Raw genomic sequence first — 23260 nt, 5'->3', positions numbered from 1 at the left:
GTCGCTGCCAATCTGATACGCTTTGCATGGATAATGAATGGGAAACGTTAAAAGCTGCTTAACCAAGCTTGTTTACCTTGATTTCAAGCATCTCGGCCGCATGAAACAGAAGATCGACCGCGTCGTGAAATGATTTGCGCAGAGATACATGCCACCCGCGTACGCAACAAAAAAGCCGGCGCTCACGCACCGGCCTTTTGGTCGTCTGTTCTTGCAGGGTCAGGCAGCGGTCCGGACATTGGAGATCGTGCCGATCAGCTCGTTGACGATACGCTCGATCTGGGCGCGGTCGTCGCCCTCGGCCATGACGCGGATCAGCGGCTCGGTGCCGGAAGGCCGGATGACGAGGCGGCCGTTTCTGGCGAGCTCGGCTTCGGCATCGGCGATCGCCTTCTGCACCTGAATATCCTCCAGCGGCTTGCCACCGCTGATGCGGACATTGCGCAGGAGCTGCGGCACCGGCTCGAAGCGGCGGCAGACCTCACTGACAGTGCGGCCGGTGCGCTTGACCGCGGCAAGGATCTGCAGCGCCGCGACCAGACCGTCCCCCGTCGTCCCGTAATCCGAAAGCACGATATGGCCCGATTGCTCGCCGCCGACATTGTAATTGTGCTGGCGCATATGCTCGACAACGTAGCGGTCGCCGACCTTCGTGCGGGCAAGCGCCATGCCGCGTTCGTCGAGGAAACGCTCGAGGCCGAGATTGGACATGACGGTGGCGACGATGCCGTTACCGCGCAGTTGCTGGCTCTCGGCCCAGCTCTCGGCGATGACGGCCATCAGCTGGTCGCCGTCGACGATCGAACCGTTCTCATCGATAATGATGACGCGGTCCGCGTCGCCGTCGAGCGCGATGCCGATATCGGCGCGAACCTCGTCGACTTTCTTCTGCAATGCGACGGGGCTGGTGGAACCGCAATTGAGATTGATATTGGTGCCGTTCGGTTCGTTGCCGATGGTGACGACATCGGCGCCGAGTTCCCAGAGCACGGCGGGCGCCACCTTGTAGGCAGCACCATTGGCGCAATCGATCGCCACCCTCAGTCCCTGCAGCGTCACGTCGCGCGGCAGCGTGCGCTTAGCATGTTCGATATAACGGTCATGCACGCCGTCGACGCGCTTGGCCCGGCCGATATCGTCGGATTTGGCAAGCTGCGCGTTCAGGTCCTTTTCGAGCAGGTCCTCGATCTCGGCCTCGATGTCGTCCGACAGCTTGTAACCGTCGGGACCAAACAGCTTGATGCCGTTATCTTCATAAGGATTGTGCGAAGCAGAGATCATTACGCCGATATCGCAGCGCAGCGAACGCGTCAGCATGGCGACGGCAGGCGTCGGGATCGGGCCGAGAATGAAGGCGTCGAGGCCCGCAGCCGTAAAGCCTGCCACCATCGCATTCTCAAGCATATAGCCGGAAAGGCGCGTATCCTTACCGATGACGACGCGATGACGGTGGTTGCCCCGGCGGAAGATCGTGCCGGCGGCGATGCCGACCCGCATGGCAAGATCCGGCGTCATCGGGAAGACGTTGGATTGACCGCGAATACCGTCCGTACCGAAATAGCGTCTTTTCATCTGCACTCCTGCGCTTTGGCGCGCCATTCAAGGCAGCGCATCGTTCCAAGCAAATCCGGCTTCAATGGATTGTCGTCAGTCCAGGAGCGTGATTTATGCTTGCTTCTCTTCAGCGGAATGCCACAAATTGTGGCAATCGGCACGTAAATTAGCGAGAAAAATGATTATATCCCGTTACCAATGAAAAAGGCCGGATCTCCCATCGCGGAAATCCGGCCTTTTTCGAGATCGTGTCGCAGCTCAATGCGGCTGCGGTTCAAGGCCGCCTTCGGGCTCATCGCCCTTGGTGGCTGGCCGCACCCCAGCCTTCGGAACGGCCGATCCGCGGCTCGGCGGCGAATCGTCGCCGAGGTCGCGGGAGGGCTTCTCGCCCCGGATCAGCGCCTTGATCTCATCGCCGGTCAGCGTCTCGTACTCAAGCAGGCCTTCAGCAAGCGCGACGAACTCATCGTGCTTTTCCGTTAGGATCGTGCGGGCCTGGTCGTAGGCTTCGTCGATCAGGCGGCGCACCTCATTGTCGATCTTCTGCGCGGTCGCTTCCGAAACATTCTTCGACTGCGAGACCGAGTGACCGAGGAAGACTTCCTGCTGGTTCTCGCCATAGGCGACCTGCCCGAGCTGGTCGGAGAAGCCCCACTGCGTGACCATGGCGCGGGCAAGCTTGGTCGCCTGCTCGATGTCGGAGGAGGCGCCCGATGTGATGTTCTCCTTGCCGAAGGTGAGCTCCTCGGCGACGCGCCCGCCCATCATGATGCAGAGGCGCGAGACCATCCATTTGTAGCTCATCGAGTAGCGATCGCCCTCGGGAAGCTGCATGACCATGCCGAGCGCACGGCCGCGCGGAATGATCGTCGCCTTGTGCAAGGGATCGGCAACAGCAACGTTCAGCGCGGTGATGGCGTGGCCGGCCTCGTGATAGGCGGTGAGCTTCTTCTCCGCTTCGGTCATTGCCGAGGAACGGCGCTCGGCGCCCATCATGATCTTGTCCTTGGCGTCCTCGAACTCCTGCATGGTGACGACGCGCTTGTTGCGACGGGCAGCCATCAGGGCGGCTTCGTTGACGAGGTTCATCAGATCGGCGCCGGAGAAACCGGGCGTGCCGCGGGCGAGAACCTTCAGATCGACATTCGGCGCCAGCGGAACGTTGCGGGCATGCACTTTGAGAATGCGCTCACGGCCGACGATGTCGGGATTCGGCACGACGACCTGGCGGTCGAAACGGCCGGGGCGCAGCAGCGCGGGATCGAGAACGTCAGGGCGGTTGGTGGCAGCGATCAGGATCACGCCTTCATTCGCCTCGAAGCCGTCCATTTCGACGAGCAACTGATTCAGCGTCTGCTCGCGTTCATCATTGCCGCCGCCGAGACCGGCGCCGCGATGGCGGCCGACGGCATCGATTTCGTCGATGAAGATGATGCAGGGCGCATTCTTCTTCGCCTGCTCGAACATGTCGCGCACACGGCTTGCACCGACGCCGACGAACATCTCGACGAAGTCGGAACCGGAAATGGTGAAGAAGGGCACGTTGGCTTCGCCGGCGACCGAGCGGGCGAGCAGCGTCTTACCGGTGCCAGGAGGGCCGACCAGCAGCACACCGCGCGGGATCTTGCCGCCGAGACGCTGGAACTTCTGCGGATCACGCAGGAATTCGACGATTTCCTCGAGATCCTGCTTGGCCTCGTCGACGCCGGCGACGTCTTCAAAGGTAACGCGGCCATGCGCTTCCGTCAGGAGCTTGGCCTTGGATTTGCCGAAACCCATCGCGCCGCGCGAGCCGCCCTGCATCTGCCGCATGAAAAACAGCCAGACGCCGAGGATGAGAAGCATCGGCAACAACGTGCCGAGATAGCTCAAAAAACCCGAAGAACCATCCGTTTCAGGACGGGCGGACACCAGCACATTCTTCTGCTGCAGGCGATCGAGCAGGCTGTCGTCGATGACAGGCGAATAGGTCTGGAAGGTGGAGCCATTTTCAACATAGCTTCCGGAGACCCGGTTGCCCGTGACCACGACTTCCTTCACACGGCCCGCATCAACCTCACGCAGAAACTGCGAATAAGGGATATCGCGGGAGCCCGTCTGCGCCGGCGCCGTCTGAAACATGCTGAAAAGGGCGATCAGCAAAAGCGCGATGATCGCCCACAATGCGAAATTACGTAAGTTAGGGTTCATTGAACTCCCCAGCACTGCAACAGCCGCCTCATGGCGACCGTCTTATTAGGTTCTAACATAGGGTTGCGCCGCGCCATTGCCAAGGCAATCCCCCAAGTCAGATGGTTTTTCCGTCAATACTTCTTAAAGGCAGCCCCGCATAGGGCGCCATCGCGAAAACCGCCGACAGCCTGTCGGCAAAGATGAAATCAAATCGTGTCAAAAAGCGGTCGAAGGGTGCGAAATAAGGCGTCAGTTCAACCATTGAAGCGGATTCTGGAGATAAATAGGCTCCATCTGAGGATAAGGCAGGCGCCGACGCGATTGCGCGTTTCCATGCGGATGTGGGAAACTCCCTGCCGCGCCCTCCCTCGTTCCTGTGCTCGTCACAGGGATCCAGCGCGCCCAAGCCCTTGGACGCAGAAGACTCGTTACGCATCGGTGAGTCATTCACCGCGCCGACGCGCGGTGGCTGGATTCCTGTGACGGGCACAGGAAGGAGGGAGGAGCGCGCGGCCTGAGCTTCCACCCTCATGGTCGTTCCTGACCGGTTTTCAACACGGAACCTGCCATCCCAAACCCCCGTCTCCCCCGACTGCAATATCAGCGGCACCATCCCTCGGTACTCGCGCGCCAGATAAAGCCCGTCGCGCCTCAGATCGAACACCACTCTGCCGGCGGTCATCCGTCCCGGCGCGCTGCTGCCGGCGGCGAATGCGAGAATACGTTCCATCTTCACCCTGCCCGGCGCGAATGGCTGCCCGCCGAATACCGCCGTCAGGCGGCCGAGCGTATAGTCGAGGACCGCAGGGTCCCGCCGCAACCCGCCAGGCATCACCTGCCCAAGCACGCCGCCGTGAAGCTGGAAATGGCGATCCAGCCATTCGGCGGCTCGAGACGAGAGAGTGAGCCGCTCCGCCCAGGCGGCGCGTATATCCTTCTCCACAGATGTATGGGCCGAAAGTTGCCGGCGCATCCGCACACGCTCGTAATTCGTATCCTCATTGCTCGGATCGTCGATCCACTGCACGCCCCGCGCCCGCAGGAAAGCGCGGATATCCATCCGAGTGGAAAATAGAAGCGGGCGCAAAATCCAGAATCGCCGGTCGAAAAGCACGGCATCGGCAATACCGGTCGAAACCTGCTCCGTTCGCATGCCACGCATGGCAAGCGTTTCGCGCTGGTCGTCCAGCGTATGGCCGGTGACGATGAGGTTGGCGCCGAGCGCTTCGGCTGCCTCGGCTAGAAGGCTGTAACGGGCCTCGCGTGCCGCGGCCATGATGCCGGTTTTCGGTTTTTCGCCCTGCCATGTGGCGCTCATATGGGGAATGCCGAGGGCTGCACAGAGGGCTGCGACCTCTCGCGCCTCGTCTGCGGAACCGGCACGCAGCGCGTGGTCGACGGTCGCGGCACAAAGGGAAATTTCAAGATGGGGCGCGGCCTTCACGACTTCATCGAGGAGGAGAAGCAGGCCGGTGGAATCGCTGCCGCCAGAGATCGCGACGAGAATGCGCGCAGGACTTCGAAGCGATGCGAGAAACTGGCGGATCGCCTGTCGAGGCGATGCGGCGTCCGGAGACATTCCGGAAGACCTCAGCAGGCGAGGCGTTTCTGTTCGCTCGCAACCTTGCTTATGACGGCGCGTGACGCCTTCGGATAACGCTTCGAGACTTCGCGCAGGGTCGCGCAGGCGGTTTCCTTGTTGTCAAGGGCAGCAAGCGACATGCCAAGCTTCAACAGCATTTCCGGCGCCTTTTCTGAGCTGCCGTATTTCTGATGTGCGTTGAGGAAAGTCTTGGCCGCCTCGTTATATTTGCCCTGCGAATAGAGCGCTTCGCCGAGCCAGAAATTGGCGTCCGCCGCGCGTGCGCTGCTCGGGTAACGTGCGATGTACTGATTGAATTCCTGCTCGGCCGTGCCGTAATCGCCCGAGAGCACGTGGCCATATGCTGACTTGTACTGATCCGCCTCGCCGCCGAGCGAGGCCGTCTGCTGCGGCGTGCCGCTGTTGGCAGTGGGAACCGGGCCGGAACCGATGGTGGCTTTTTCATCGACGCTTCCGCCGATCGCATTGCCGTTCTGGTCGAACTCGATCGAGCCGAGCTGCTTCGGCGGCTGGCCGAGGCCGGTATTGGCAGGCACATCGGTGGAGGGAGCCGTTTCGGCCCCCTGCGGTGCTTGAATCACTCTGGCGACGTCGTCGCTGCCGGACGCTGCCGGAGCGGGATCGATCTCGCTCTTTTTGACCGGAGCCTTGGCGCCGCCACCGCTACCGGTTTTTTCGAGCTGCTGGAAGCGGAATTCATTGTCTTCCTGCTGCTTTCGGATCGTCTCCTGCATCTGCAGAAGCTGAAAGCTCATCTCCTCGATTCGGCCATTCAGCTGCCGCATCTGCTCTTCGAGCTGCTGCACGCGGATTTCCGCGTCTCCGCTCTGCACCTTGACGACGGGCGGGGCCGGCTGCTGTTCCGCGGATCGGCCGCCGAGATGCAGCCCGAAGAACGAGGCCGAATAAGCCGCCCGTTCGCTCCCGGTGATAGCCGCCAGGCACAGCATGCCTGCCACGACAAGTTTCTTCATATGTATCGTCCTGTCCCAGTGATTCTTCGCGCCATGAGGCACGAACAGGAGATTTTTCCAATTGCTGTCAAAAAGCAACGGAGTCTGGCCAAAGTGTGGTCAAAAAGAAAGGCGGCCCGCTGCGGGACCGCCTCTGCGAAAACGAATTATATCCCGAAGATTACATGCCGGCGCCGCCGAGCACGGTGACCGCGCGGCGGTTCTGCGACCAGCAGGAAATATCGTCGCAGACGGCGACCGGACGTTCCTTGCCGTAGGAGATCGTCTTCATGCGCTGTGCCGGAACGCCGCGCGAAGCGAGGTAGTCCTTGGTGGCAGCAGCGCGACGGGCGCCGAGTGCGAGGTTGTATTCGCGGGTGCCGCGTTCGTCGGCATGGCCTTCAACGGTGATCTGGTAGTTCGGGTAACGACCGAGCCACTGTGCCTGACGGTCGAGCGTCTGAGCGGCATCGGCGCGGATCGACGTGGAGTCGGTATCGAAGAAGATGCGGTCACCGACATTGACCGTGAAGTCCTGGGTCGAGCCCGGCGTCGCGGCGCCTGCGCCGAGACCCATGTCGCCGGCGCTGTTCGGCATGCCGCCATTCTTCTTGTTCGCGCAGCTTGCAAGCGCGAGACCGGCCAGAAGCGCGATCATGACAGGGTTGCGGGCGAAATTCTGCATACGGCTCATTGCCGGGGTATGAATTCGGCTCATGGCCGGTCTCCTTGCGAGTTCATCAGGGTTTCCGGACAGTAACCGCACTCGGTTAACCGCCCCTCAAAGATTATGGTTAACAGTTTACTGATTTGTCCCGTGTCGCCCGGTTTCCACGACTTTGAGGCGACATAAAGGCAGTGATGCACTCGCTACTCCAGCAGCGGCGACCAGGCCGGATCGGATGCATAGCTCGGCGTCTTGACCAGCTGCTCGTTATAACCAGTCAGATCAATCGAATAGAGTTGCGGGCCACCCGCGCCTGCCGCTTGGCGGAAGAACATCAGCACACGGCCGTTCGGCGCCCAGGTCGGGCCTTCATTGTGGAAGCCAGACGTCAGGATGCGCTCGCCCGAGCCATCTGGCTTCATCACGCCGATCGAGAACTTGCCGCCGGACTGTTTGGTGAAGGCGATGAGATCGCCGCGCGGCGACCAGACCGGCGTCGAATAGGAGCCGTCACCGAAGGAAATGCGGGTCTGGCCCGAGCCATCGGCGTTCATCACGTAGATCTGCGGCTTGCCGCCGCGGTCGCTTTCGAAGCTGATGCGGGCACCGTCAGGCGAATAGGAGGGCGAGGTGTCGATCGCCGCCGTCGAGGTCAGCCGCGTCGTCGTGCGCGAGCGCAGGTCCATCGTATAGATGTTGGAATTGCCTTCCTGCTGGAGGCTCATGATCACCTTCTGGCCATCCGGCGAAAAACGCGGCGAGAAGGTCATGCCGGGGAAGTTGCCAACGACTTCACGCTGCCCGGTTTCGAGCTGCAGCAGGTAGACGCGCGGCTGCTGGTTGGCAAAGGACATGTAGGTGACTTCCTGCCGGCTCGGTGAGAAGCGCGGCGTCAACACGAGATCGCTGCCGTCGGTCAGCGTCCGCACGTTGAAGCCGTCCTGGTCCATGATCGCCAGCTGACGCTTGCGCTGCTGCTTGGTGCCGGATTCGGAGACGAAGACGACGCGGGTGTCGAAATAACCCTCTTCACCGGTGATCTGCTTGTAGATCGCGTCGGCGATAATGTGAGCCACACGCCGCCAGTTCTCCGGCTGCGTATAGAACTGCTGACCGGTCATCTGCTGGCCAGCGAACGTATCCCAGAGACGGAATTCGGCGCGAAGGCGGCCATCCGCTTCCTGCGTGACACGGCCGGTTACCAGCGCCTGGGCGTTGATGACCTTCCAATCTTCGAACCGCGGCGCGGCATCGGGATTGGAAATCTTCTCAATGAAGGCACTCTTGTTGATCGGCGCGAAGAGGCCGGAACGCTGCAGGTCGGCTGCAATCACCTGCGAGACCTGCGCGCCCATATCGCCCTGCAGGAAGTCCGTCACAGCAATCGGCAATGGCTGGACGTTGCCCTTGTTGATGTTAATCTCGACCAGCGCATTCGCCGGTGTCGCGAACGCAGCAATGGTCATGAGACCGGCAGCGACGGCGATCGCGCGGAAGAAAGAACATTTGTTCATGGAGTAAAAGCCTTTCAGCATTTAAATTCCCAGATCACTCGGGTCGAAGTTAACGACGACTTCGCTCCAGGCATCGTATTTGTCTTTTGGAAGGGAGGAGAAAGGTGCCGATTTCATGATGGCGCGATAGGCGCCGCCGGCGAGCGCCCGGCGCGTCGACTCGTTATCACCACCGACTGCCTCGACCTCCGGCTCGCCGACAATATTGCCATCCTGGTCGAGGTTCATGTGGACCTTGATGCGAACGTCGCTCATGCCTTCCATGCCGGGAATGACAGTCCAGTTGCCGGCGATGGCGCTCTTCAGGGCGTCCATCTCGCTCATGGACAGCTTGGAACCGCCATTGCTCTTCTTGGCTCCCAGCGATGCCTCCTGCGTCGAGCGCTTGGCGCCGCCGGCGGAAGGGTCGGTTTTGTTCAGCAAGGCGGAAATCTCATCCGCATTGAAGTCGCTCTTCATCGACGAAGCCGATTTAGCGATTTCCTGCTTCTTGTCGGCCTTCTTCTTGTCCGTCGGCTTTTCGGCGGTCTTCGGCTCGTCCGCAGGCTTTTCCGGCAGTTTTTCCGCAGCCTTCTGCGGCTCGGGCGGCTTTAGCTGCGGCTTGACAACAGGCGTCGGCACCTTATCCGGTAGCGCTTCCGCATCCGGGTTCGGCGGCTCTTCAGGCTTGGCCTGCTCTTCCGGCGGCTTTTCCTCCGGCTTCGGCGGCGTCATTTCGGCAGGCTTCGGCGGCGGAATAGAGGCGACCTCCTTCGGCTGCTCGACCTCAGTCTCTTCTTTGTTGACTTCCTTGACGTCGTTCGGCTTGGGATCGGTCTTCGGCTGTGGTTTCTCGCTCGAATTCGCCGCCGCAGCTTCCGTATTGCTCGGCTTCGCGTTCGGAACCGGCGGCGTCTTCAGGTCGACATTGTTGTCGCCGGCATTCTCGGCCGGCTGCGCGATCGGCGGCCGTGTCGTCGGCACGGGCGCGGACGTCTCCTTCTTCGGAGCTTTCTTGTCGCCCTGCTGCATCTGGGTGATCGATTCCACCGGCACGAGATCGACCGGCATCGCCTCGAAATCCTCGACCTTGAAGGATTCTGGCGCACTCAGCGACACCATCGCCCAGGTGAGCACCAGGCAATGCAGAACAGCAGATGTGACGACGCTGGTCTTCATCTTGAACGCTATTGGTCCTTCTTCTGCTGCGTCACGAGGCCGATATTCTTGAAACCGGCCCCCTGGATGCGAGCCATGACGTCGGCGATGACACCATAAGGCGCCGTTGCGTCGCCGCGCACGAAGATGCGTTCATTGTAGCCGGTGGTAGCGATCGCCTCGAGCTTGGCGGCGATCTCGGCGGCCGGGATCGGAGTTTCCTGCAGGTAGACTTCGCCGCTGTTCTTGACTGAAATCGTGATCGGCTGCGTCTCGGAATTCAGCGCCTTGGCCTGCGTTTCCGGCAGGTCGATCGGTACGCCGACGGTCATCATCGGTGCCGCGACCATGAAGATGATCAAAAGCACGAGCATGACGTCGACAAGCGGCGTCACGTTGATTTCGGAGATCACGGCCTTGTTCCGACCGCCGCGACGGCGGCGTCCGCCGCCTCCGCCGCCATTGCCTCCAACAGCCATACCCATGTGAGAATACTCCGTTGGTTACTGCGCGGCAGCGCGGGGCTGCAGCTTCTCGTCGATCTGGCGCGAAAGGATGGCGGAGAATTCGTCCGCGAAACCCTCCATGCGCGCCGAGAGCTTGCCGGCATCGGCAGAGAACTTGTTGTAGGCGATGACGGCCGGAATAGCGGCGACGAGGCCGATCGCGGTGGCGAGCAATGCTTCAGCGATACCGGGTGCGACCACCGCGAGGTTCGTCGATTTCGAGCCAGCGATCGCCTGGAACGAGGTCATGATGCCGACGACCGTGCCGAAGAGGCCGATGAACGGGCCGGCTGAACCGATGGTGGCGAGTGATCCCAAACGGGCGCCGAGATATTCGGTTTCACGGGCGAGCGTCACGTCCATGGCGCGGTCGATACGCATCTGCAGGCCGATCGGCGAGCGGGCGCCGCGTTCGAAGGACTTCTTCCATTCGCGCATGGCCGCGACGAAAATCGACGCCAGGCCGGTATTGTTGCGTTCGGACAGCGAACGATAGAGCTCTTCCAGCGACTGGCCCGACCAGAAAACCTGCTCGAACTTATCGAACTGGCGCCGTGCGCGGCCATAGGCCAGATACTTGTCGATAACGATCGCCCACGTCCAGACCGAGGCCGCGATGAGCCCGAGCATGACGAGCTTGACGACGATGCCGGCCTGCATGAAAAGCGACCAGAGGCTGACGTCCGTCGTGGCTGCTGCCAATCCTACTTGTTCCATTGATCCAAAATCCCCGAATCCAAACGCCCGGCGCTGGACCGGGCGGCACAAAATGATCTCGCAAGAAGTGTCCGGGACCGCCGCCCAAAGCCCTGGTCAAGCTTCCAAGCTCTTCTTCCGCCTTCTTGCCGTCAAATTTGGTCAAAGGAAGGCGTGCACCGCACAAACTCCGACTTTCCCAGTAAGACACTATTATGGTTAATAGATCGTTAGTGCCGGACGATGACAGCAAGCCTGTGTTCGGAAGGTTTTGTTCCATGGATTACTTGACCGGAGCATGGTCCGGCTGCCGAAAGAGCGCTCATCCTGCGGCGCGGGAATTCCTTCACATAAAGTTCAAGTTTTAACAAGGCCGATTCGGAACTACAGCGGCCGGCTGCCTTCCAGGAACTTTGCCGCCAGTGTTTCCGGCAGCCGCCGCGGCCGCCCCTTGGCGTTGATGACGGCGATGATCACCTTGGCTGCAATCAGCAGAGTTTCGCCTGACCGGATCTGCTGGTTGAGCACCATCTTGGCGCCTCCGGCCTTTTCAGTATGCGTCAGGATCGTCAGCACGTCATCCATGCGCGCGGGGCTCTTGAAGTCGATCTCCATGCGGTGGACGACGAAGACGAGGCCTTCTTCATCGGCGCTGACGAGCTCGCGCTGCTCGACGCCGAGGCAGCGCAGATAATCGGTGCGGCCGCGCTCGAGGAAATGCAGGTAACGGGCGTGATAGACGAGGCCGGAGAAATCCGTATCTTCATAATAGACCCGCTGAACGAGGCGATGCCCGGCCTCCGTCAGCTCTCCCGAAATGGAAAAAGGGCGTTCGGTCATAATTTTCTCCAAAGTGAGGTACCCTCTTTGGCGCAACGCTTGCCGGCAGGCAAGCATTGAATGTTGGGCCGTCCGGCATTGAATGCGCCGCCGGCAGGCATTGAATGACTGTCATAATTCCTAACTATTCCCGATAATAGCGACCGATCAGGAGATGATGCGATGAAGATTGCGGTTATGGGCGGAGACGGTTTCATTGGTTGGCCCACCTCGCTCCACCTTTCCGATGCCGGTCACGACATCCATATCCTCGACAATCTCTCGCGCCGCTGGATAGACACCGAACTCGGCGTGCAGTCGCTCACCCCGATGGATTCGATCCAGGAGCGCACGCGCATCTGGCACGCAGAAACCGGACGCCGTATCCACTTCAATCTGATCGATCTCGCTAGGGATTACGAACTTCTGAAGAAATGGCTTTCGGAACACCGGCCGGACGCGATCATCCATTTTGCCGAACAGCGGGCCGCGCCCTATTCGATGAAGAGCGACCGCCACAAGAACTACACGGTCAACAACAATGTCAGTGCCACGCACAACCTCCTGAACGCGCTGACCGATCTCAATCTCGACGCCCACCTCATCCATCTCGGCACCATGGGCGTCTATGGCTATTCGACGGTCGGTGCAGCCATCCCCGAAGGCTATCTGCCGGTCGGCGTTGAAACCGTGGACGGCGAAACGGTCAGCCAGGAGATTCTCTACCCCTCTAATCCGGGCTCGATCTACCACATGACCAAGTGCCTGGATCAGCTTCTCTTCCAATTCTACGCCAAGAACGACGGCTTGCGGATCACCGACCTGCACCAAGGCATCGTCTGGGGCACGCATACCGAGCAGACGCGCCGCCACGCGCAGCTGATCAACCGTTTCGATTACGACGGCGATTACGGCACGGTGCTGAACCGTTTCCTCATTCAGGCAGCGATCGGTTATCCGCTGACGGTGCATGGCACCGGTGGGCAAACCCGCGCCTTCATCCACATCCAGGATTCGGTGCGCTGTATCGAGCTGGCGCTGAAGAACCCGCCCGCCCGCGGCGCCCGCGTTGAGATCTTCAATCAAATGACGGAAACCCACCGGGTGCGCGACCTGGCCGAGATGATCGCCAGGATGAGCGGCGCCAAGATTGCCTGGCTGCCGAACCCGCGCAAGGAGGCTGCCGAAAACGAGCTGATCGTCCGGAACGAAAAGTTCCTCGACCTTGGCCTTGAACCGACCACGCTGGAAGCCGGGCTGCTGGGCGAAATCGTCGACGTGGCGAAGAAATTCGCCTATCGCGTCGACCGCTCTCGCGTGCCGGCCGTCTCCGCCTGGACTAAAGACATTGCCGCGACGCTCAATCACGATCCGGAAGGCAAGCGGCTGAAGTCTGTGTCGTGAGCGCTGAGATGACGAACGCCAGAGGGTTATCGGCCAACCCGAAAACTCCCCCACATCACGTCAGTTCAACCAAGGGCCGGCATCTCATTTGGACTCGCCAAAGAGGAAAGGTCGCGGCTTGCTCCCACTTCTCCCCAGCGGGGGTCCAAAGGACGGGTCGAGACCCGCGGCTCGGCCCCGGGCGGTGGCCCGCAGGGGCCACACGGCACGCCATACATTGCCTTTTGCTCGCGCTCATAGCATTCGCTCCTGTCGTCGCTCACCCCCTCAACCGCCTGCCGGCACCTTCTCCCAGCTGGGGAGAAGAGACGCGTAGCAACGCCTTGCCGTCTCTCTTTCGCCGAAGCGAGATTTATCGGGGCAGTCAAATCCGATGAGCCGCTCGCCCGTCGTCGCCTACGTCACCCTCGTCACCAATGCTGACTACGCTATGGGCGCCACCGCCCTGGCGAAGTCGCTTCGCCGAACCGGTACCAATGCCGATATCGTCGTCCTGCACACCGGCGGCGTCGATGTGGCCGCCCTCGCTCCGCTGAACGCGCTCGGTTGCCAGCTCGTTGAGGTCGAGCACTTGCCGCTCTCCGATGCCTTCAACGAGCGCCACGCCCGCGGCCATCTCCACTCCGCCGCCCCCTTCACCAAAGGCCGCAAGCCGGAGTTCCATTCGCCGCTCGACAATTTCTGCAAGCTCAGGCTCTGGCAGCTGGTGAAGTATGAGCGCTGCGTCTTCATCGATGCCGACGCCCTGGTGCTGAAGAACGTCGACAGGCTCTTCCTCTATCCGGAATTTTCTGCCGCTCCCAACGTCTATGAAAGTCTCGCCGACTTTCGCCGCCTGAATTCCGGCGTCTTCGTCGCCACGCCGTCGCATGACACATTCGGGAAAATGCTCGAAAGGCTCGACAGGCCCGAGGCTTTCTGGCGACGCACCGACCAGACCTTTCTGCAGACGTTCTTCCCGGAATGGCACGGCCTACCGGTCTATTTCAACATGCTGCAATATGTATGGTTCACCATGCCGGAGCTTTGGGACTGGAAGAGCATTTCGATCGTGCACTATCAGTATGAAAAACCGTGGGAAAAGGATCATCCAAAGGCAAGACAACTACAACCATTGATCGACCTGTGGCACAATATACACGATCATGGCGACTTGCCTCAGATCACGGCGCTGGGAAATCCGGAAGGGACGGCATGAAAGTATTGGTATCCGGGGGAACGGGTCTCGTCGGCCGGTACGTCGTCGAGGAGCTGTTGGCCGCCGGCTATCAGGTGATTGTCGGCGGACGCCGGGCGCCGCTGCCGCGTTTCTTCTCTCGCCCGGTCGAGTTCGCAGCACTCTCCCTCGATTCCGACAAGGATCAGATCGACGTCTTCGACGACGCTTACTTCTTCGTGCACGCCGCCTTCAGCCATGTTCCCGGCAAATATCGCGGCGGCGAGGGCGACGATCCCGAGAGCTTCCACAGATTGAACCTCGACGGCACCGTCCGGCTCTTCGAAGCGGCCAAACGCGCCGGCACGCGCCGTTGCGTCTTCCTGTCCAGCCGCGCTGCCTATGGCGACCAACCGCCGGGAACCGAGCTTGTCGAAACGATGCTTCCAAAACCGGAGACGCTCTACGGCCAGGTGAAACTCGACGCCGAAGGCGCGCTCAGCCATCTCTCGACGCCGGGTTTTGCCGGCGTAAGCCTGAGGGCAACCGGTGTCTATGGCGATCTCCCACCGAACAAATGGGATGGCCTCGTCGCCGATTATCTCGCCGGCCGGCCGGTCGCTGCTCGCGCCGGGACGGAGGTTCATGGTCGCGACCTCGGCCGCGCGGTGCGGCTGATGCTGGAGACGGAAAGCACCCGCATCTCGGGCGAAGTCTTCAACATATCGGACATAACAGTCGACACGCACGACATTCTCGCGGCTATCCGCCGTGAAACGAGCTGTCCCCACGCTTTGCCGCCCCCCGCCGACAAGGCTGCCCTCAATCCGATGAACACGGCGAAAATCCGTGCGCTCGGCTGGCTGCCAGGTGGAGCTCCTCTGTTCGAGGAAACGATGCGGTGGCTGGCGGCCGCCTTGCCGGAGTCGCCGCGGCACGAATCTGCGCAGTATCGATAGGCATCCTCGTCTGACGATCGGTAACCGCACGGTGATACGACGTGAAACGGGTGCAGCCCTGTCGCCGCCGGCATTTGCATCGGGTCTCCAGCCGGCTATGCTCGGTTAGACCTCTCAATCCGGCAGATCGAATGACCGCAAAAGAACTGAAAGCGCAGCTGCGCAACGAACGGCTGGCCGCCCGCGACGCCATCGCTCCTGAAGAGCGCATCTCCAAAAGCCTTGCAATGGCCGATCACGCCGGCGAGGCGGTCGCCTTCGAGCCGGGCACGATCATCTCCGGCTTCCTGCCGATCCGGTCGGAGGCCGATCTCAGGCCGCTGATGTCGCGCTTTGCAGCACGCGGCGCGCGGCTCTGCGTGCCGGCGATCCTCGACAAGCAGACCATCGTCTTTCGCGAATTGGCGGAAGGCGCACCGCTTGTCGCTACCGGTTTCGGCACGGTCGGCCCAACCGAGCATGCAGCCGTTCTCGATCCCGAGATCATGCTGGTGCCGCTTTCGGCCTTCGATGTCAGAGGCCATCGCATCGGCTACGGCGCCGGCTACTACGACCGCGCCATCACCCGGCTCAGAGAGAAAGGCCTGCATCCCAAGCTGATCGGCATTGCATTCGACTGCCAGGAAGTGGCACATGTGCCCGACGAGCCGCATGACATAAGCCTGGATGCCATCCTGACAGAAAGCGGCCTTCGCTTTTTTGCCTCTTGGATTGGATAGGGAATGCGGCTGCTTTTTTTGGGTGACATGGTCGGCAAGACGGGACGCACGGCGGTCTGGGACCGCCTCCCCGGCCTGATCTCGGACCTCCGGCTCGATTTTGTCGTCGTCAACGGCGAGAATGCCGCCGGCGGTTTCGGCATCACCGAGGACATCTTTCTCGAAACGATCAATGCCGGCGCCGATGTGGTGACGACCGGCAATCACGTCTGGGACCAGAAGGAAGCCGTCGCCTTTGCCGGGCGGCACGATCAATTCCTGCGGCCGGCCAATTATCCGCAAGGCACGCCAGGGCGCGGCTCCGGCCTTTTCTATGCCAGGAACGGTGCGCGCGTGCTCGTTGCCAATGTCATGGGCCGCGTCTTCATGCATCCGGAACTCGACGACCCCTTCAAATCGGCGGAAGCGATCCTCGATGCCTGCCCGCTGAAAGAGCAGGCCGATGCAATCGTCTTCGATTTCCATGCAGAAGCGACCAGCGAGAAGCAATGCTTCGGCCATTTCGTCGACGGCCGCGCCAGTTTCGTCGTCGGCACCCACACCCATGTGCCGACCGCCGATGCGCAAATCCTGAACGGCGGCACCGCCTATATGTCGGATGCCGGCATGTGCGGCGACTACGACTCCTCCCTCGGCATGGACAAGGAGGAGCCGCTCAACCGCTTCATCTCCAAGATGCCGAAGGGCCGCATGGAGGCGGCAAGCGGCCCGGCGACGATCTGCGGCGTCGGCGTCGAGATTTCCGATGCCACCGGACTGGCCGAAAAGATCGCGCCGCTTCGGCTCGGGCCGCGTTTGTCCGAGACGGTGCCGGAGTTCTGGCGGTAATCCAGCCGCTCCAACACGCAATTGTGAGCATCGCGGCTCTGGACCGCTGCGACCTCATGACGCATCCTCCGCCGCTCAATGAAAGCGCCGGAGGAGGTGGCATGAAGCCGCATTATCTTATCCTCGCTATCACATGCCTGACGGCCTTCGCCGCATCAGATCCCGCCGAGGCACAGGAGCAGCGCCAGCGAGCCAGCCAATGCCACGTGATCGCCGAGAATATGCCCAGGGCGACCTTCGCCAGTTTCTCCGTCGCCCCGGCGCCGATGCCGGCTGTATCCGAAGGCGAGAATGTTAGATTCACCTATCTCGGCCATTCCACCTTCGAAATCGAGACACCCGGCGGCATCATTATCGCGACGGATTATAATGGCTGGTACAAGCCGGCGACGACCCCCGATGTCGTCACGATGAACAAGGCTCATACGACTCACTTCACCCTGACGCCTGAGCCCGACATCAAGCATGTGCTCCACGGCTGGAGCGACGTGCCGGGCGAGAAGGCCAGCATCAATCTCGTCGTCGGCGATGCCTATATCCGCAACGTCACGACCGATATCCGCTTCAGCTACGGCCTCGGCGGCTCCCAGGAGGATGGAAACTCGATTTTCATCTTCGAGATTGCCGGTCTCTGCATCGGCCATCTCGGCCATCTGCACTACGAGCTGACTGATAGCCATTATACCGAAATCGGCCGCCTTGACGTCGTCATGGTGCCCGTCGACGGCGGCCTGACCATGGGTGCCGACAGCATGAGCCGCGTCATCAAGCGGCTACGCTCGTCGCTGATCCTGCCGATGCACCGCCGTGGCCCGCCGGTCAATGCCTTCGTCTCGATGTTCGGTAAGGACTTCGATATCACTTATGCGCCTGATGACAGCCTCACCGTTTCCATGCGCACGCTTCCCAGGAAGCCGCTGATCTATGTGATGAAGGGCGTGCAGTAAAAGCCCGGCGGGCCCCCTCCAAACCTTGCTGATCAAGCAAATTGCAGGTGGCGTTTGACGCCGACCTCGGGCATTTTGTCGTCGTCGAGATTGGCCTTGGCGATCTCCCAACCGAATTTTAGCGTGCTGCCTGTCGAAACCCAGATCTCGGCATCATCGACATGGAGAGAAAGCATGGTGAGTTTCGGGTCTTTCTTGCCGCCGTCATACCAGGCCGCCACCATCGAACTCCAATATTCCTCGATCTTGGACGGGTCGGGGCGTACCTCGATGACGCCGGAAAGGCAGGCGTGATAATCGTGATCCTTGCCGATGACGCAGAAGTGCGCGCGGCTACCGGGTCTGATGGCGCGCACGATGTCGGCGTCGGTTTTTGTGTAGAACCAGATCGTGTTGGTGGTGGGATCGGCATGCGGCGCCATCGGCTGCATGTGCATATCAAGCCCGGAAATTCCGAGCATGCCGGCATGAACACCGTTGACCTGATCCCAAAGCTGACGTGCTGGTTGCTCCCGCGCCTCGCTGAGACTTGCCATGACCGTTCCTTTCCGTTGGGTGGAGTTCGGTTGAAACGTCATCCTCCTGCCTTTGTTCCGTCCGCCAGCAGCGGGCGGCGCCGTCTTTTCAGCGCAGGGAATAAGCAATAGTGCAGCACCTGACCGGCGGAGGATCAACAATGCGAGCAGGACATTCGATTCTGACTTTGATCTTCTGCGCAGCCTGTGCACCTGCCTGCTTTGCAGCGGAAAAGACGTTCAAACCCGACCAGAACGGTCAGATCGTCTTCGTCACACCCACAAGAAATATCGGCTGTGTCTATACGCCAAAGGGCGGCGTCGAAATGTATGTGCCAGAAGACGGCGGGCCGGAACTTGCTTGCGATCGCATCGAGCCGCTCTACGTCCGCCTCATCCTCGGTGCGAGCGGCAAGGCCTATACCTTCAAGATGGTCGGAGACACCGCCTGCTGCAGCGACGAGCATGTGCTCGACTATGGAGATAGCTGGAAGGGCGGTCCTTATTCCTGCACCTCCGGCACCGAAGGAATGCGTTGCCGACGGCAGGACGGGCATGGTTTCTTCGCTAGCCGCAAGCGGCTGAAGGTTGACTGAGAACGGCAGCAACCCCGTGCATCATGCGACAAATCCACTGCTTTTTCCTTGAACGGGTGCCGTTTCGCTCTTATAAGGCGGCCCATTCCGAACAATGAGACGTGAACAGGGGTGCCATGGCTGGCCATTCACAGTTTAAAAACATCATGCACCGCAAAGGCCGTCAGGATGCCGTGCGGTCGAAAATGTTCTCCAAGCTTGCGCGCGAAATCACCGTTGCCGCCAAGGCCGGCCTGCCCGACCCGACGATGAACGCCCGTCTTCGCCTGGCAATCCAGAATGCCAAGGCGCAGTCCATGCCAAAGGACAACATCGACCGCGCCATCAAGAAGGCAGCCGGCGCCGACGGCGAAAACTATGACGAAGTCCGCTACGAAGGCTATGGTCCGGGCGGCACGGCGATCATCGTCGAAGCCCTGACCGACAACCGCAACCGCACCGCCTCCAACGTCCGCTCGATCTTCACCAAGGCCGGCGGAGCTCTCGGTGAAACCGGTTCCGTTTCCTTCTCGTTCGATCATGTTGGCGAAATCACCTACAAACTTCCCGTAGGCGACGCCGACAAGGTAATGGAAGCCGCGATCGAAGCCGGCGCTGATGACGTCGAGACCGACGAAGAGGGCCATTACATCACCTGCGCTTTCGAAGCCCTTGGCGAAGTGTCGAAAGCCCTGGAGGCAAGCCTCGGCGAAGCCGAAACCGTCAAGGCTGTCTGGCGCGCCCACAACAACGTGCCGGTGGACGAGGAAAAAGCACAGTCGCTGATGAAGCTCATCGACTCCCTCGAAGACGACGACGACGTGCAGAACGTCTATTCCAACTTCGAGGTCTCAGAAGAGGTTCTGGCGAAGCTTTCAGCTTGAGCCGCTCAACAATCGGAACCCGGCCTTGGCGCCGGGTTTTGCCATTTCTGGCGACTGCTCGGAAAATCTTAAGCGGCCGCCCGCATGAAGTTCCCAAGGCCTGCAAATAATTCCACCGACTTCAGCCGCGCCTCGATGTCATGGATCGGCATCGAGATGATCACCTCGTCGGCCTTCGTTTCCTTGAGAAACTCCGCCAGTTTCGCCTCAGCCGTCGCCGGCGAGCCCACCACGGCATAACGCAGCGTGTGTTCGACGTTCATCTTCTCCATCGGCGACCAGAAGCTCTCCATATCGGTGACAGGGCGCGGGAACGGGCCGCGGACATTGCGGCGTAGGTTGACGAACTGCTGCTGGGCGGAAGTGAAATGGTAGCGCGCCTCCTCGTCCGTCGCCGCCATAGCGCCCATGACGCCGACCATTACATAGGGCTTGTCAAGCGCCGCCGAGACCTGGAAGCGGTCGCGATAGATCGCGATGGCGTCGAGCAGCATGTCAGGGGCAAAATGCGAGGCGAAGGCATAGGGAAGCCCGAGAATCGCCGCAAGCTGCGCGCTGTAGAGGCTGGAGCCGAGCAGCCAGATCGGGATATGCGAACCATTGCCGGGCACCGCAAGGATCGCCTGGTTCTCGACCGGAGTGCCGAGAAGCTGCTGCAATTCCACCACGTCGTTCGGGAAACTGTTCGCGCCGGCCTCGAGGTTGCGCCGCAGCGCCTGCGCCGTGCGCATGTCCGTTCCCGGCGCCCGCCCGAGACCAAGATCGATGCGGCCGGGAAAGAGCGCCTCCAGCGTGCCGAACTGCTCGGCGATGACGAGCGGCGAATGATTGGGCAGCATGATGCCGCCGGAGCCGATGCGGATGCGTTTTGTCGCAGCCCCGACATGGCCGATGACAATGGCGGTCGCAGCACTGGCGATGCCCGGCATGCCATGATGCTCGGCTAGCCAGAAGCGCTTGTAACCGAACTCTTCAGCCTTCTGAGCCATCCGCGCGGAGCTTTCGAGCGACTGGCGCACGGTGCTGCCTTCGGCAATGGGAGAAAGGTCGAGTATGGAGAAGGGAACCATGGAAACCTGCCGGGCAGTTGAAGGATCCCGTCTATGTAGGTTGGCGCCCGCCCCATTCCAAACCGTGCACGCAAACAAAGGGCCGCGCGAAGGCGGCTCTCGTCGAATATTGCAAGCGATGCCTCACCGGTGACGGCGCAACACATGCACCTCGGCGCTCGATCTGTGGTGCCCCTGCGGCAGCGTGAAATTGCCGAGTTGGCGGTCCATTTCCAGAGCTTCCGTCGCCAGGCGGTGGATCGCTGCCGTTGTCTCCTCGACCATTGAGGCGTTCTGCTGCGTCATCGCGTCGAGTTCGGCCACTGCATTGTTGATCTCGCGCAGCGTATTGGCTTCGTCGCGGGTCGATTCCATGATCTCATTGATCTGGCCGTTGATCGCCTCTACATGGGCGCCGATGCCGGTAAGGGCAACGCCGGCCTTCTCGACCAGCGCGACACCGCTTTCGACCTCATGCGTGGACTTCTGCAGCAGGCTGGAGATCTCCTTTGCCGCACTCGATGAGCGCTGGGCGAGCTCCCGGACTTCCATGGCGACGACGGCAAAGCCCTTGCCCGATTCCCCCGCGCGGGCCGCCTCAACGCCAGCGTTCAGCGCCAGAAGATTGGTCTGGAAGGCGATGTCGTCAATAACCGATATGATGGTGTTGATCTGGCGAGATGAAGTCTGGATCGCCTCCATCGCCGCAATCGTCTCACGCATGATCTGGCTGGAGCCGGTCGTCTCCTTCTTGGCGTCTCGGGCGATACGCTCAGCCTGCTCTGCCCGCTCGATCTGACGGCGAACGGACTGGGTAATGGCGCTGATCGCATTCGCCGTCTCGGTGATCGACCCGGCTTGACGTTCGGTGCGCCCGGCAAGCTCGTCGGCGCCGGTGCGCATCTCCTCGGAGCCGGCACGCACCGCCATCGAGTTGCCGCCGATCGCCGTCATGGTTTCGCTGAGCGTTGCGAGCGCCTCGTTGAAATTGACGCGCAGACTTTCGAGCTCGCTCGGGAAGCGGGTGTCGATCTGGTAGGCGAGATCGCCGCTTGCCAGATGATGCAGACCCTCGTCGAGCGCCTCCACCACCTGCTGCAGCGACTTCGCCTCGGCCTCCCGTTCTGCGAAATTCTGCTGGCGCTCCTGCTCGGCCTGCAGGCGTGTCTCTTCGCTCGCCGCTTCGAGTTCGCGGCCTTCGATCAGCGACTGCCGGAAGCGGGCAAGCGCGTTGGCCATCGTGCCGATCTCGTCCTTGCGGTTCAGGCTGCCGATCTCGCTGTCGAGCTTGCCGTCGGCGACGTCGCGAGTCACACCGGCAAGCCGCGCCAGCGGCGAAAACAGGAAATTCGTGACGAGTCCGGTTGCGACCGCCATGACGACGAGCACACCCAAGCCAATCATCGTCAGCAAAGTGGCGATTTCGATCGAGCCGGCATTGAGCTCGCTGAGCAGCACGCTCTCGACCACGAGAAAGCGGTCGCCACGATAGTCGATACCGCGGACGTAGGCACGGGCCGCGCCATCCGCCCTGTCAAAATCGGCCACGGTCATCGCGGAGCTGGCAAGCGCGTCCTTGATGAAGGTGAAGGGGGAGGCATCGAGCGTCGCCAGCTTACCGCCGGCATCAAGGGCGATAGCGGAGCCATCGCTGGAGACGACCGCAGCCCGCGCGGTGCTGCCCTGGACGACGCCCTTGGCAAGGATGCTCGAGATGATGTCGTCGCGCACCTTGAACAAGATAATGCCCTTGGCCGCTCCGAGCTTGACGATCGGCACGGCATAGAAGATCGCGGGCTTGCCGCTTGCCGCATTGACACGGAGGCCGGAGAAGCCCGTCGGTGCGGCGTCATCCGTCGCCTTGTCGGTATTGTCGAGCGCCTTGGCGAAAGCGACGCCGGCGCCGGTTGTCTTCCAGGCGTCCGACTTCAGATTCTCCGCGAAGTCGTCGTCCTTCTTGTAGGAATAGAGTACGCTACCGTCGAGATCGGCGATCAGCAGATCGCTGAAAGCGGTGTTTTCGAGGTCACGGGCAACTTCGCCCTGCGTCTGCTCATGGTTTGAATAATAGAACCCGCTCGGCCCTTCCGGCTTCATCAGCTTCTCGCGCTGGTCGGCCGGGTTGGGATTGCCCGTGATAAAAACCTTCTTCAGCTCGGCGCGGGCGTCCCCCGAAGTCTTCTGGATTGTCTTCCAACCGCTCTTCAAGCTGGTGATCGACATCTGCAGCGCCTCGATGCGCGCGATGGAATTGGCTTGGTTCTCGAGCTGCGCCAGTTGGTCCTGCAGCATGTCGCCACGGAAGATCAGCACGCTCTCCTTGGCCTTCAGCGCCTGCTCGTCGGAGATGCGGCTGCTGGCGAAATAGGCGAGCACATCGATGACCGCGATCGACAGCACGGTCATCAGGATGAATGTGGCAATGACCTTAAAGGACAGGGATTGAAATCTCTGAGCCATATACGACGAACCCTCTGAACGGCGCCTGCCAGCCTGGGCGCGCGGCCGGCTGACCTCAACAGAATATCGGGGGGCTTATTCTTGCGGAACGAAGCCCCACGCACATTCGACGAACAAGAATTCAGGCATCTCTTTTAATTCGC

The 23260-nt window shown here is 61.1% G+C and carries 21 protein-coding genes; 8 read left to right on the top strand and 13 right to left on the bottom strand.

Going from position 1 to position 23260, the window contains the following annotated elements; translation table 11 throughout:
* Window positions 1-219: 219 nt before the first annotated feature.
* The 10 genes from glmM to ybgC all read right to left on the bottom strand — a co-directional run bounded on the left by glmM (window position 220) and on the right by ybgC (window position 11642).
* Window positions 220-1572 carry a phosphoglucosamine mutase gene (glmM, locus tag PH551_RS08600; protein WP_011426682.1) on the bottom strand — a complete coding sequence of 451 codons (1353 nt, stop codon included), beginning with the start codon at window positions 1570-1572 and terminating at the stop codon, window positions 220-222.
* A 240-nt stretch (window positions 1573-1812) separates the two neighbouring features.
* Window positions 1813-3744 carry an ATP-dependent zinc metalloprotease FtsH gene (gene ftsH / locus PH551_RS08595; protein WP_085779317.1) on the bottom strand — a complete coding sequence of 644 codons (1932 nt, stop codon included), beginning with the start codon at window positions 3742-3744 and terminating at the stop codon, window positions 1813-1815.
* Between the two features lie 97 nt (window positions 3745-3841).
* Complete coding sequence (gene tilS, locus PH551_RS08590; protein ID WP_285192655.1) at window positions 3842-5305, bottom strand: tRNA lysidine(34) synthetase TilS; 1464 nt, start codon at window positions 5303-5305, stop codon at window positions 3842-3844.
* Window positions 5306-5316: 11 nt separating this feature from the next.
* Window positions 5317-6303: a tol-pal system protein YbgF gene (gene ybgF / locus PH551_RS08585; protein ID WP_285192654.1), complete on the bottom strand. Its 987-nt coding sequence runs from the start codon at window positions 6301-6303 to the stop codon at window positions 5317-5319.
* A 160-nt stretch (window positions 6304-6463) separates the two neighbouring features.
* Window positions 6464-7000, bottom strand: a complete 537-nt coding sequence (gene pal / locus PH551_RS08580; RefSeq protein WP_011426686.1) for a peptidoglycan-associated lipoprotein Pal — start codon at window positions 6998-7000, stop codon at window positions 6464-6466.
* A 152-nt stretch (window positions 7001-7152) separates the two neighbouring features.
* The gene (gene tolB / locus PH551_RS08575; protein ID WP_221157189.1) at window positions 7153-8463 is read right to left on the bottom strand and encodes a Tol-Pal system beta propeller repeat protein TolB; all 1311 of its coding nucleotides are present in this window, start codon (window positions 8461-8463) and stop codon (window positions 7153-7155) included.
* 21 nt (window positions 8464-8484) lie between these two features.
* Window positions 8485-9621, bottom strand: a complete 1137-nt coding sequence (locus PH551_RS08570; protein WP_285192653.1) for a hypothetical protein — start codon at window positions 9619-9621, stop codon at window positions 8485-8487.
* 8 nt (window positions 9622-9629) lie between these two features.
* A complete protein-coding gene (gene tolR / locus PH551_RS08565; RefSeq protein ID WP_008536277.1) occupies window positions 9630-10085 on the bottom strand; it encodes a protein TolR in 456 nt (151 codons plus the stop codon).
* A gap of 18 nt (window positions 10086-10103) precedes the next feature.
* Window positions 10104-10823: a protein TolQ gene (gene tolQ, locus PH551_RS08560; protein WP_004671617.1), complete on the bottom strand. Its 720-nt coding sequence runs from the start codon at window positions 10821-10823 to the stop codon at window positions 10104-10106.
* Window positions 10824-11186: 363 nt separating this feature from the next.
* Window positions 11187-11642: a tol-pal system-associated acyl-CoA thioesterase gene (gene ybgC, locus PH551_RS08555; RefSeq protein WP_085779323.1), complete on the bottom strand. Its 456-nt coding sequence runs from the start codon at window positions 11640-11642 to the stop codon at window positions 11187-11189.
* A 162-nt stretch (window positions 11643-11804) separates the two neighbouring features.
* Between ybgC and PH551_RS08550 the strand changes: the two genes are divergently transcribed.
* The 6 genes from PH551_RS08550 (at window position 11805) to PH551_RS08525 (ending at window position 17634) form a co-directional block, all read left to right on the top strand.
* Window positions 11805-13025, top strand: a complete 1221-nt coding sequence (locus PH551_RS08550) for an NAD-dependent epimerase/dehydratase family protein (RefSeq protein ID WP_285192652.1) — start codon at window positions 11805-11807, stop codon at window positions 13023-13025.
* Window positions 13026-13398: 373 nt separating this feature from the next.
* Window positions 13399-14223, top strand: a complete 825-nt coding sequence (locus PH551_RS08545) for a glycosyltransferase (protein ID WP_285192651.1) — start codon at window positions 13399-13401, stop codon at window positions 14221-14223.
* On the top strand, window positions 14220-15140 hold the full coding sequence (locus tag PH551_RS08540) for an NAD-dependent epimerase/dehydratase family protein (RefSeq protein ID WP_285192650.1): 921 nt from the start codon (window positions 14220-14222) through the stop codon (window positions 15138-15140). Before PH551_RS08545 ends, PH551_RS08540 begins: the two co-directional genes overlap by 4 nt.
* A 131-nt stretch (window positions 15141-15271) precedes the next feature.
* Window positions 15272-15859 (top strand): 5-formyltetrahydrofolate cyclo-ligase, encoded by a 588-nt coding sequence (locus PH551_RS08535; RefSeq protein ID WP_285192649.1) that lies wholly within the window; start codon window positions 15272-15274, stop codon window positions 15857-15859.
* Window positions 15860-15862: 3 nt separating this feature from the next.
* Window positions 15863-16687, top strand: a complete 825-nt coding sequence (locus PH551_RS08530; protein ID WP_221112575.1) for a TIGR00282 family metallophosphoesterase — start codon at window positions 15863-15865, stop codon at window positions 16685-16687.
* A 101-nt stretch (window positions 16688-16788) separates the two neighbouring features.
* Entirely contained in the window at window positions 16789-17634 is an 846-nt protein-coding gene (locus PH551_RS08525; RefSeq protein WP_285192647.1) for an MBL fold metallo-hydrolase, read from the top strand.
* A 32-nt stretch (window positions 17635-17666) separates the two neighbouring features.
* Here the strand turns inward: PH551_RS08525 and PH551_RS08520 are convergent, their stop codons facing one another.
* The gene (locus PH551_RS08520) at window positions 17667-18170 is read right to left on the bottom strand and encodes a pyridoxamine 5'-phosphate oxidase family protein (protein ID WP_285192646.1); all 504 of its coding nucleotides are present in this window, start codon (window positions 18168-18170) and stop codon (window positions 17667-17669) included.
* 140 nt (window positions 18171-18310) lie between these two features.
* Between PH551_RS08520 and PH551_RS08515 the strand changes: the two genes are divergently transcribed.
* Both PH551_RS08515 and PH551_RS08510 read left to right on the top strand, forming a co-directional pair.
* On the top strand, window positions 18311-18745 hold the full coding sequence (locus PH551_RS08515; protein WP_285192645.1) for a DUF6636 domain-containing protein: 435 nt from the start codon (window positions 18311-18313) through the stop codon (window positions 18743-18745).
* 116 nt (window positions 18746-18861) lie between these two features.
* Entirely contained in the window at window positions 18862-19608 is a 747-nt protein-coding gene (locus PH551_RS08510) for a YebC/PmpR family DNA-binding transcriptional regulator (protein ID WP_285192644.1), read from the top strand.
* A gap of 68 nt (window positions 19609-19676) precedes the next feature.
* Here PH551_RS08510 and PH551_RS08505 read toward each other — a convergent pair whose 3' ends face one another.
* Window positions 19677-20678 (bottom strand): LLM class flavin-dependent oxidoreductase, encoded by a 1002-nt coding sequence (locus tag PH551_RS08505; RefSeq protein WP_285192643.1) that lies wholly within the window; start codon window positions 20676-20678, stop codon window positions 19677-19679.
* Window positions 20679-20801: 123 nt separating this feature from the next.
* Window positions 20802-23117, bottom strand: a complete 2316-nt coding sequence (locus PH551_RS08500) for a methyl-accepting chemotaxis protein (RefSeq protein ID WP_285192642.1) — start codon at window positions 23115-23117, stop codon at window positions 20802-20804.
* Between the last annotated feature and the right edge of the window lie 143 nt (window positions 23118-23260).

The organism is Rhizobium atlanticum (genome assembly GCF_030182485.1).
Taxonomy (GTDB): Bacteria; Pseudomonadota; Alphaproteobacteria; order Rhizobiales; family Rhizobiaceae; genus Rhizobium.
This window is presented reverse-complemented; position numbering and strand designations above follow the sequence as displayed.

What these genes read in the sequence shown, in the direction of transcription:
- glmM (WP_011426682.1), bottom strand. Translation starts at nt 1,572, where the DNA reads ATGAAAAGACGCTATTTCGGTACGGACGGTATTCGCGGTCAATCCAAC.
- ftsH (WP_085779317.1), bottom strand. Translation starts at nt 3,744, where the DNA reads ATGAACCCTAACTTACGTAATTTCGCATTGTGGGCGATCATCGCGCTT.
- tilS (WP_285192655.1), bottom strand. Translation starts at nt 5,305, where the DNA reads ATGTCTCCGGACGCCGCATCGCCTCGACAGGCGATCCGCCAGTTTCTC.
- ybgF (WP_285192654.1), bottom strand. Translation starts at nt 6,303, where the DNA reads ATGAAGAAACTTGTCGTGGCAGGCATGCTGTGCCTGGCGGCTATCACC.
- pal (WP_011426686.1), bottom strand. Translation starts at nt 7,000, where the DNA reads ATGAGCCGAATTCATACCCCGGCAATGAGCCGTATGCAGAATTTCGCC.
- tolB (WP_221157189.1), bottom strand. Translation starts at nt 8,463, where the DNA reads ATGAACAAATGTTCTTTCTTCCGCGCGATCGCCGTCGCTGCCGGTCTC.
- PH551_RS08570 (WP_285192653.1), bottom strand. Translation starts at nt 9,621, where the DNA reads ATGAAGACCAGCGTCGTCACATCTGCTGTTCTGCATTGCCTGGTGCTC.
- tolR (WP_008536277.1), bottom strand. Translation starts at nt 10,085, where the DNA reads ATGGGTATGGCTGTTGGAGGCAATGGCGGCGGAGGCGGCGGACGCCGC.
- tolQ (WP_004671617.1), bottom strand. Translation starts at nt 10,823, where the DNA reads ATGGAACAAGTAGGATTGGCAGCAGCCACGACGGACGTCAGCCTCTGG.
- ybgC (WP_085779323.1), bottom strand. Translation starts at nt 11,642, where the DNA reads ATGACCGAACGCCCTTTTTCCATTTCGGGAGAGCTGACGGAGGCCGGG.
- PH551_RS08550 (WP_285192652.1), top strand. Translation starts at nt 11,805, where the DNA reads ATGAAGATTGCGGTTATGGGCGGAGACGGTTTCATTGGTTGGCCCACC.
- PH551_RS08545 (WP_285192651.1), top strand. Translation starts at nt 13,399, where the DNA reads ATGAGCCGCTCGCCCGTCGTCGCCTACGTCACCCTCGTCACCAATGCT.
- PH551_RS08540 (WP_285192650.1), top strand. Translation starts at nt 14,220, where the DNA reads ATGAAAGTATTGGTATCCGGGGGAACGGGTCTCGTCGGCCGGTACGTC.
- PH551_RS08535 (WP_285192649.1), top strand. Translation starts at nt 15,272, where the DNA reads ATGACCGCAAAAGAACTGAAAGCGCAGCTGCGCAACGAACGGCTGGCC.
- PH551_RS08530 (WP_221112575.1), top strand. Translation starts at nt 15,863, where the DNA reads ATGCGGCTGCTTTTTTTGGGTGACATGGTCGGCAAGACGGGACGCACG.
- PH551_RS08525 (WP_285192647.1), top strand. Translation starts at nt 16,789, where the DNA reads ATGAAGCCGCATTATCTTATCCTCGCTATCACATGCCTGACGGCCTTC.
- PH551_RS08520 (WP_285192646.1), bottom strand. Translation starts at nt 18,170, where the DNA reads ATGGCAAGTCTCAGCGAGGCGCGGGAGCAACCAGCACGTCAGCTTTGG.
- PH551_RS08515 (WP_285192645.1), top strand. Translation starts at nt 18,311, where the DNA reads ATGCGAGCAGGACATTCGATTCTGACTTTGATCTTCTGCGCAGCCTGT.
- PH551_RS08510 (WP_285192644.1), top strand. Translation starts at nt 18,862, where the DNA reads ATGGCTGGCCATTCACAGTTTAAAAACATCATGCACCGCAAAGGCCGT.
- PH551_RS08505 (WP_285192643.1), bottom strand. Translation starts at nt 20,678, where the DNA reads ATGGTTCCCTTCTCCATACTCGACCTTTCTCCCATTGCCGAAGGCAGC.
- PH551_RS08500 (WP_285192642.1), bottom strand. Translation starts at nt 23,117, where the DNA reads ATGGCTCAGAGATTTCAATCCCTGTCCTTTAAGGTCATTGCCACATTC.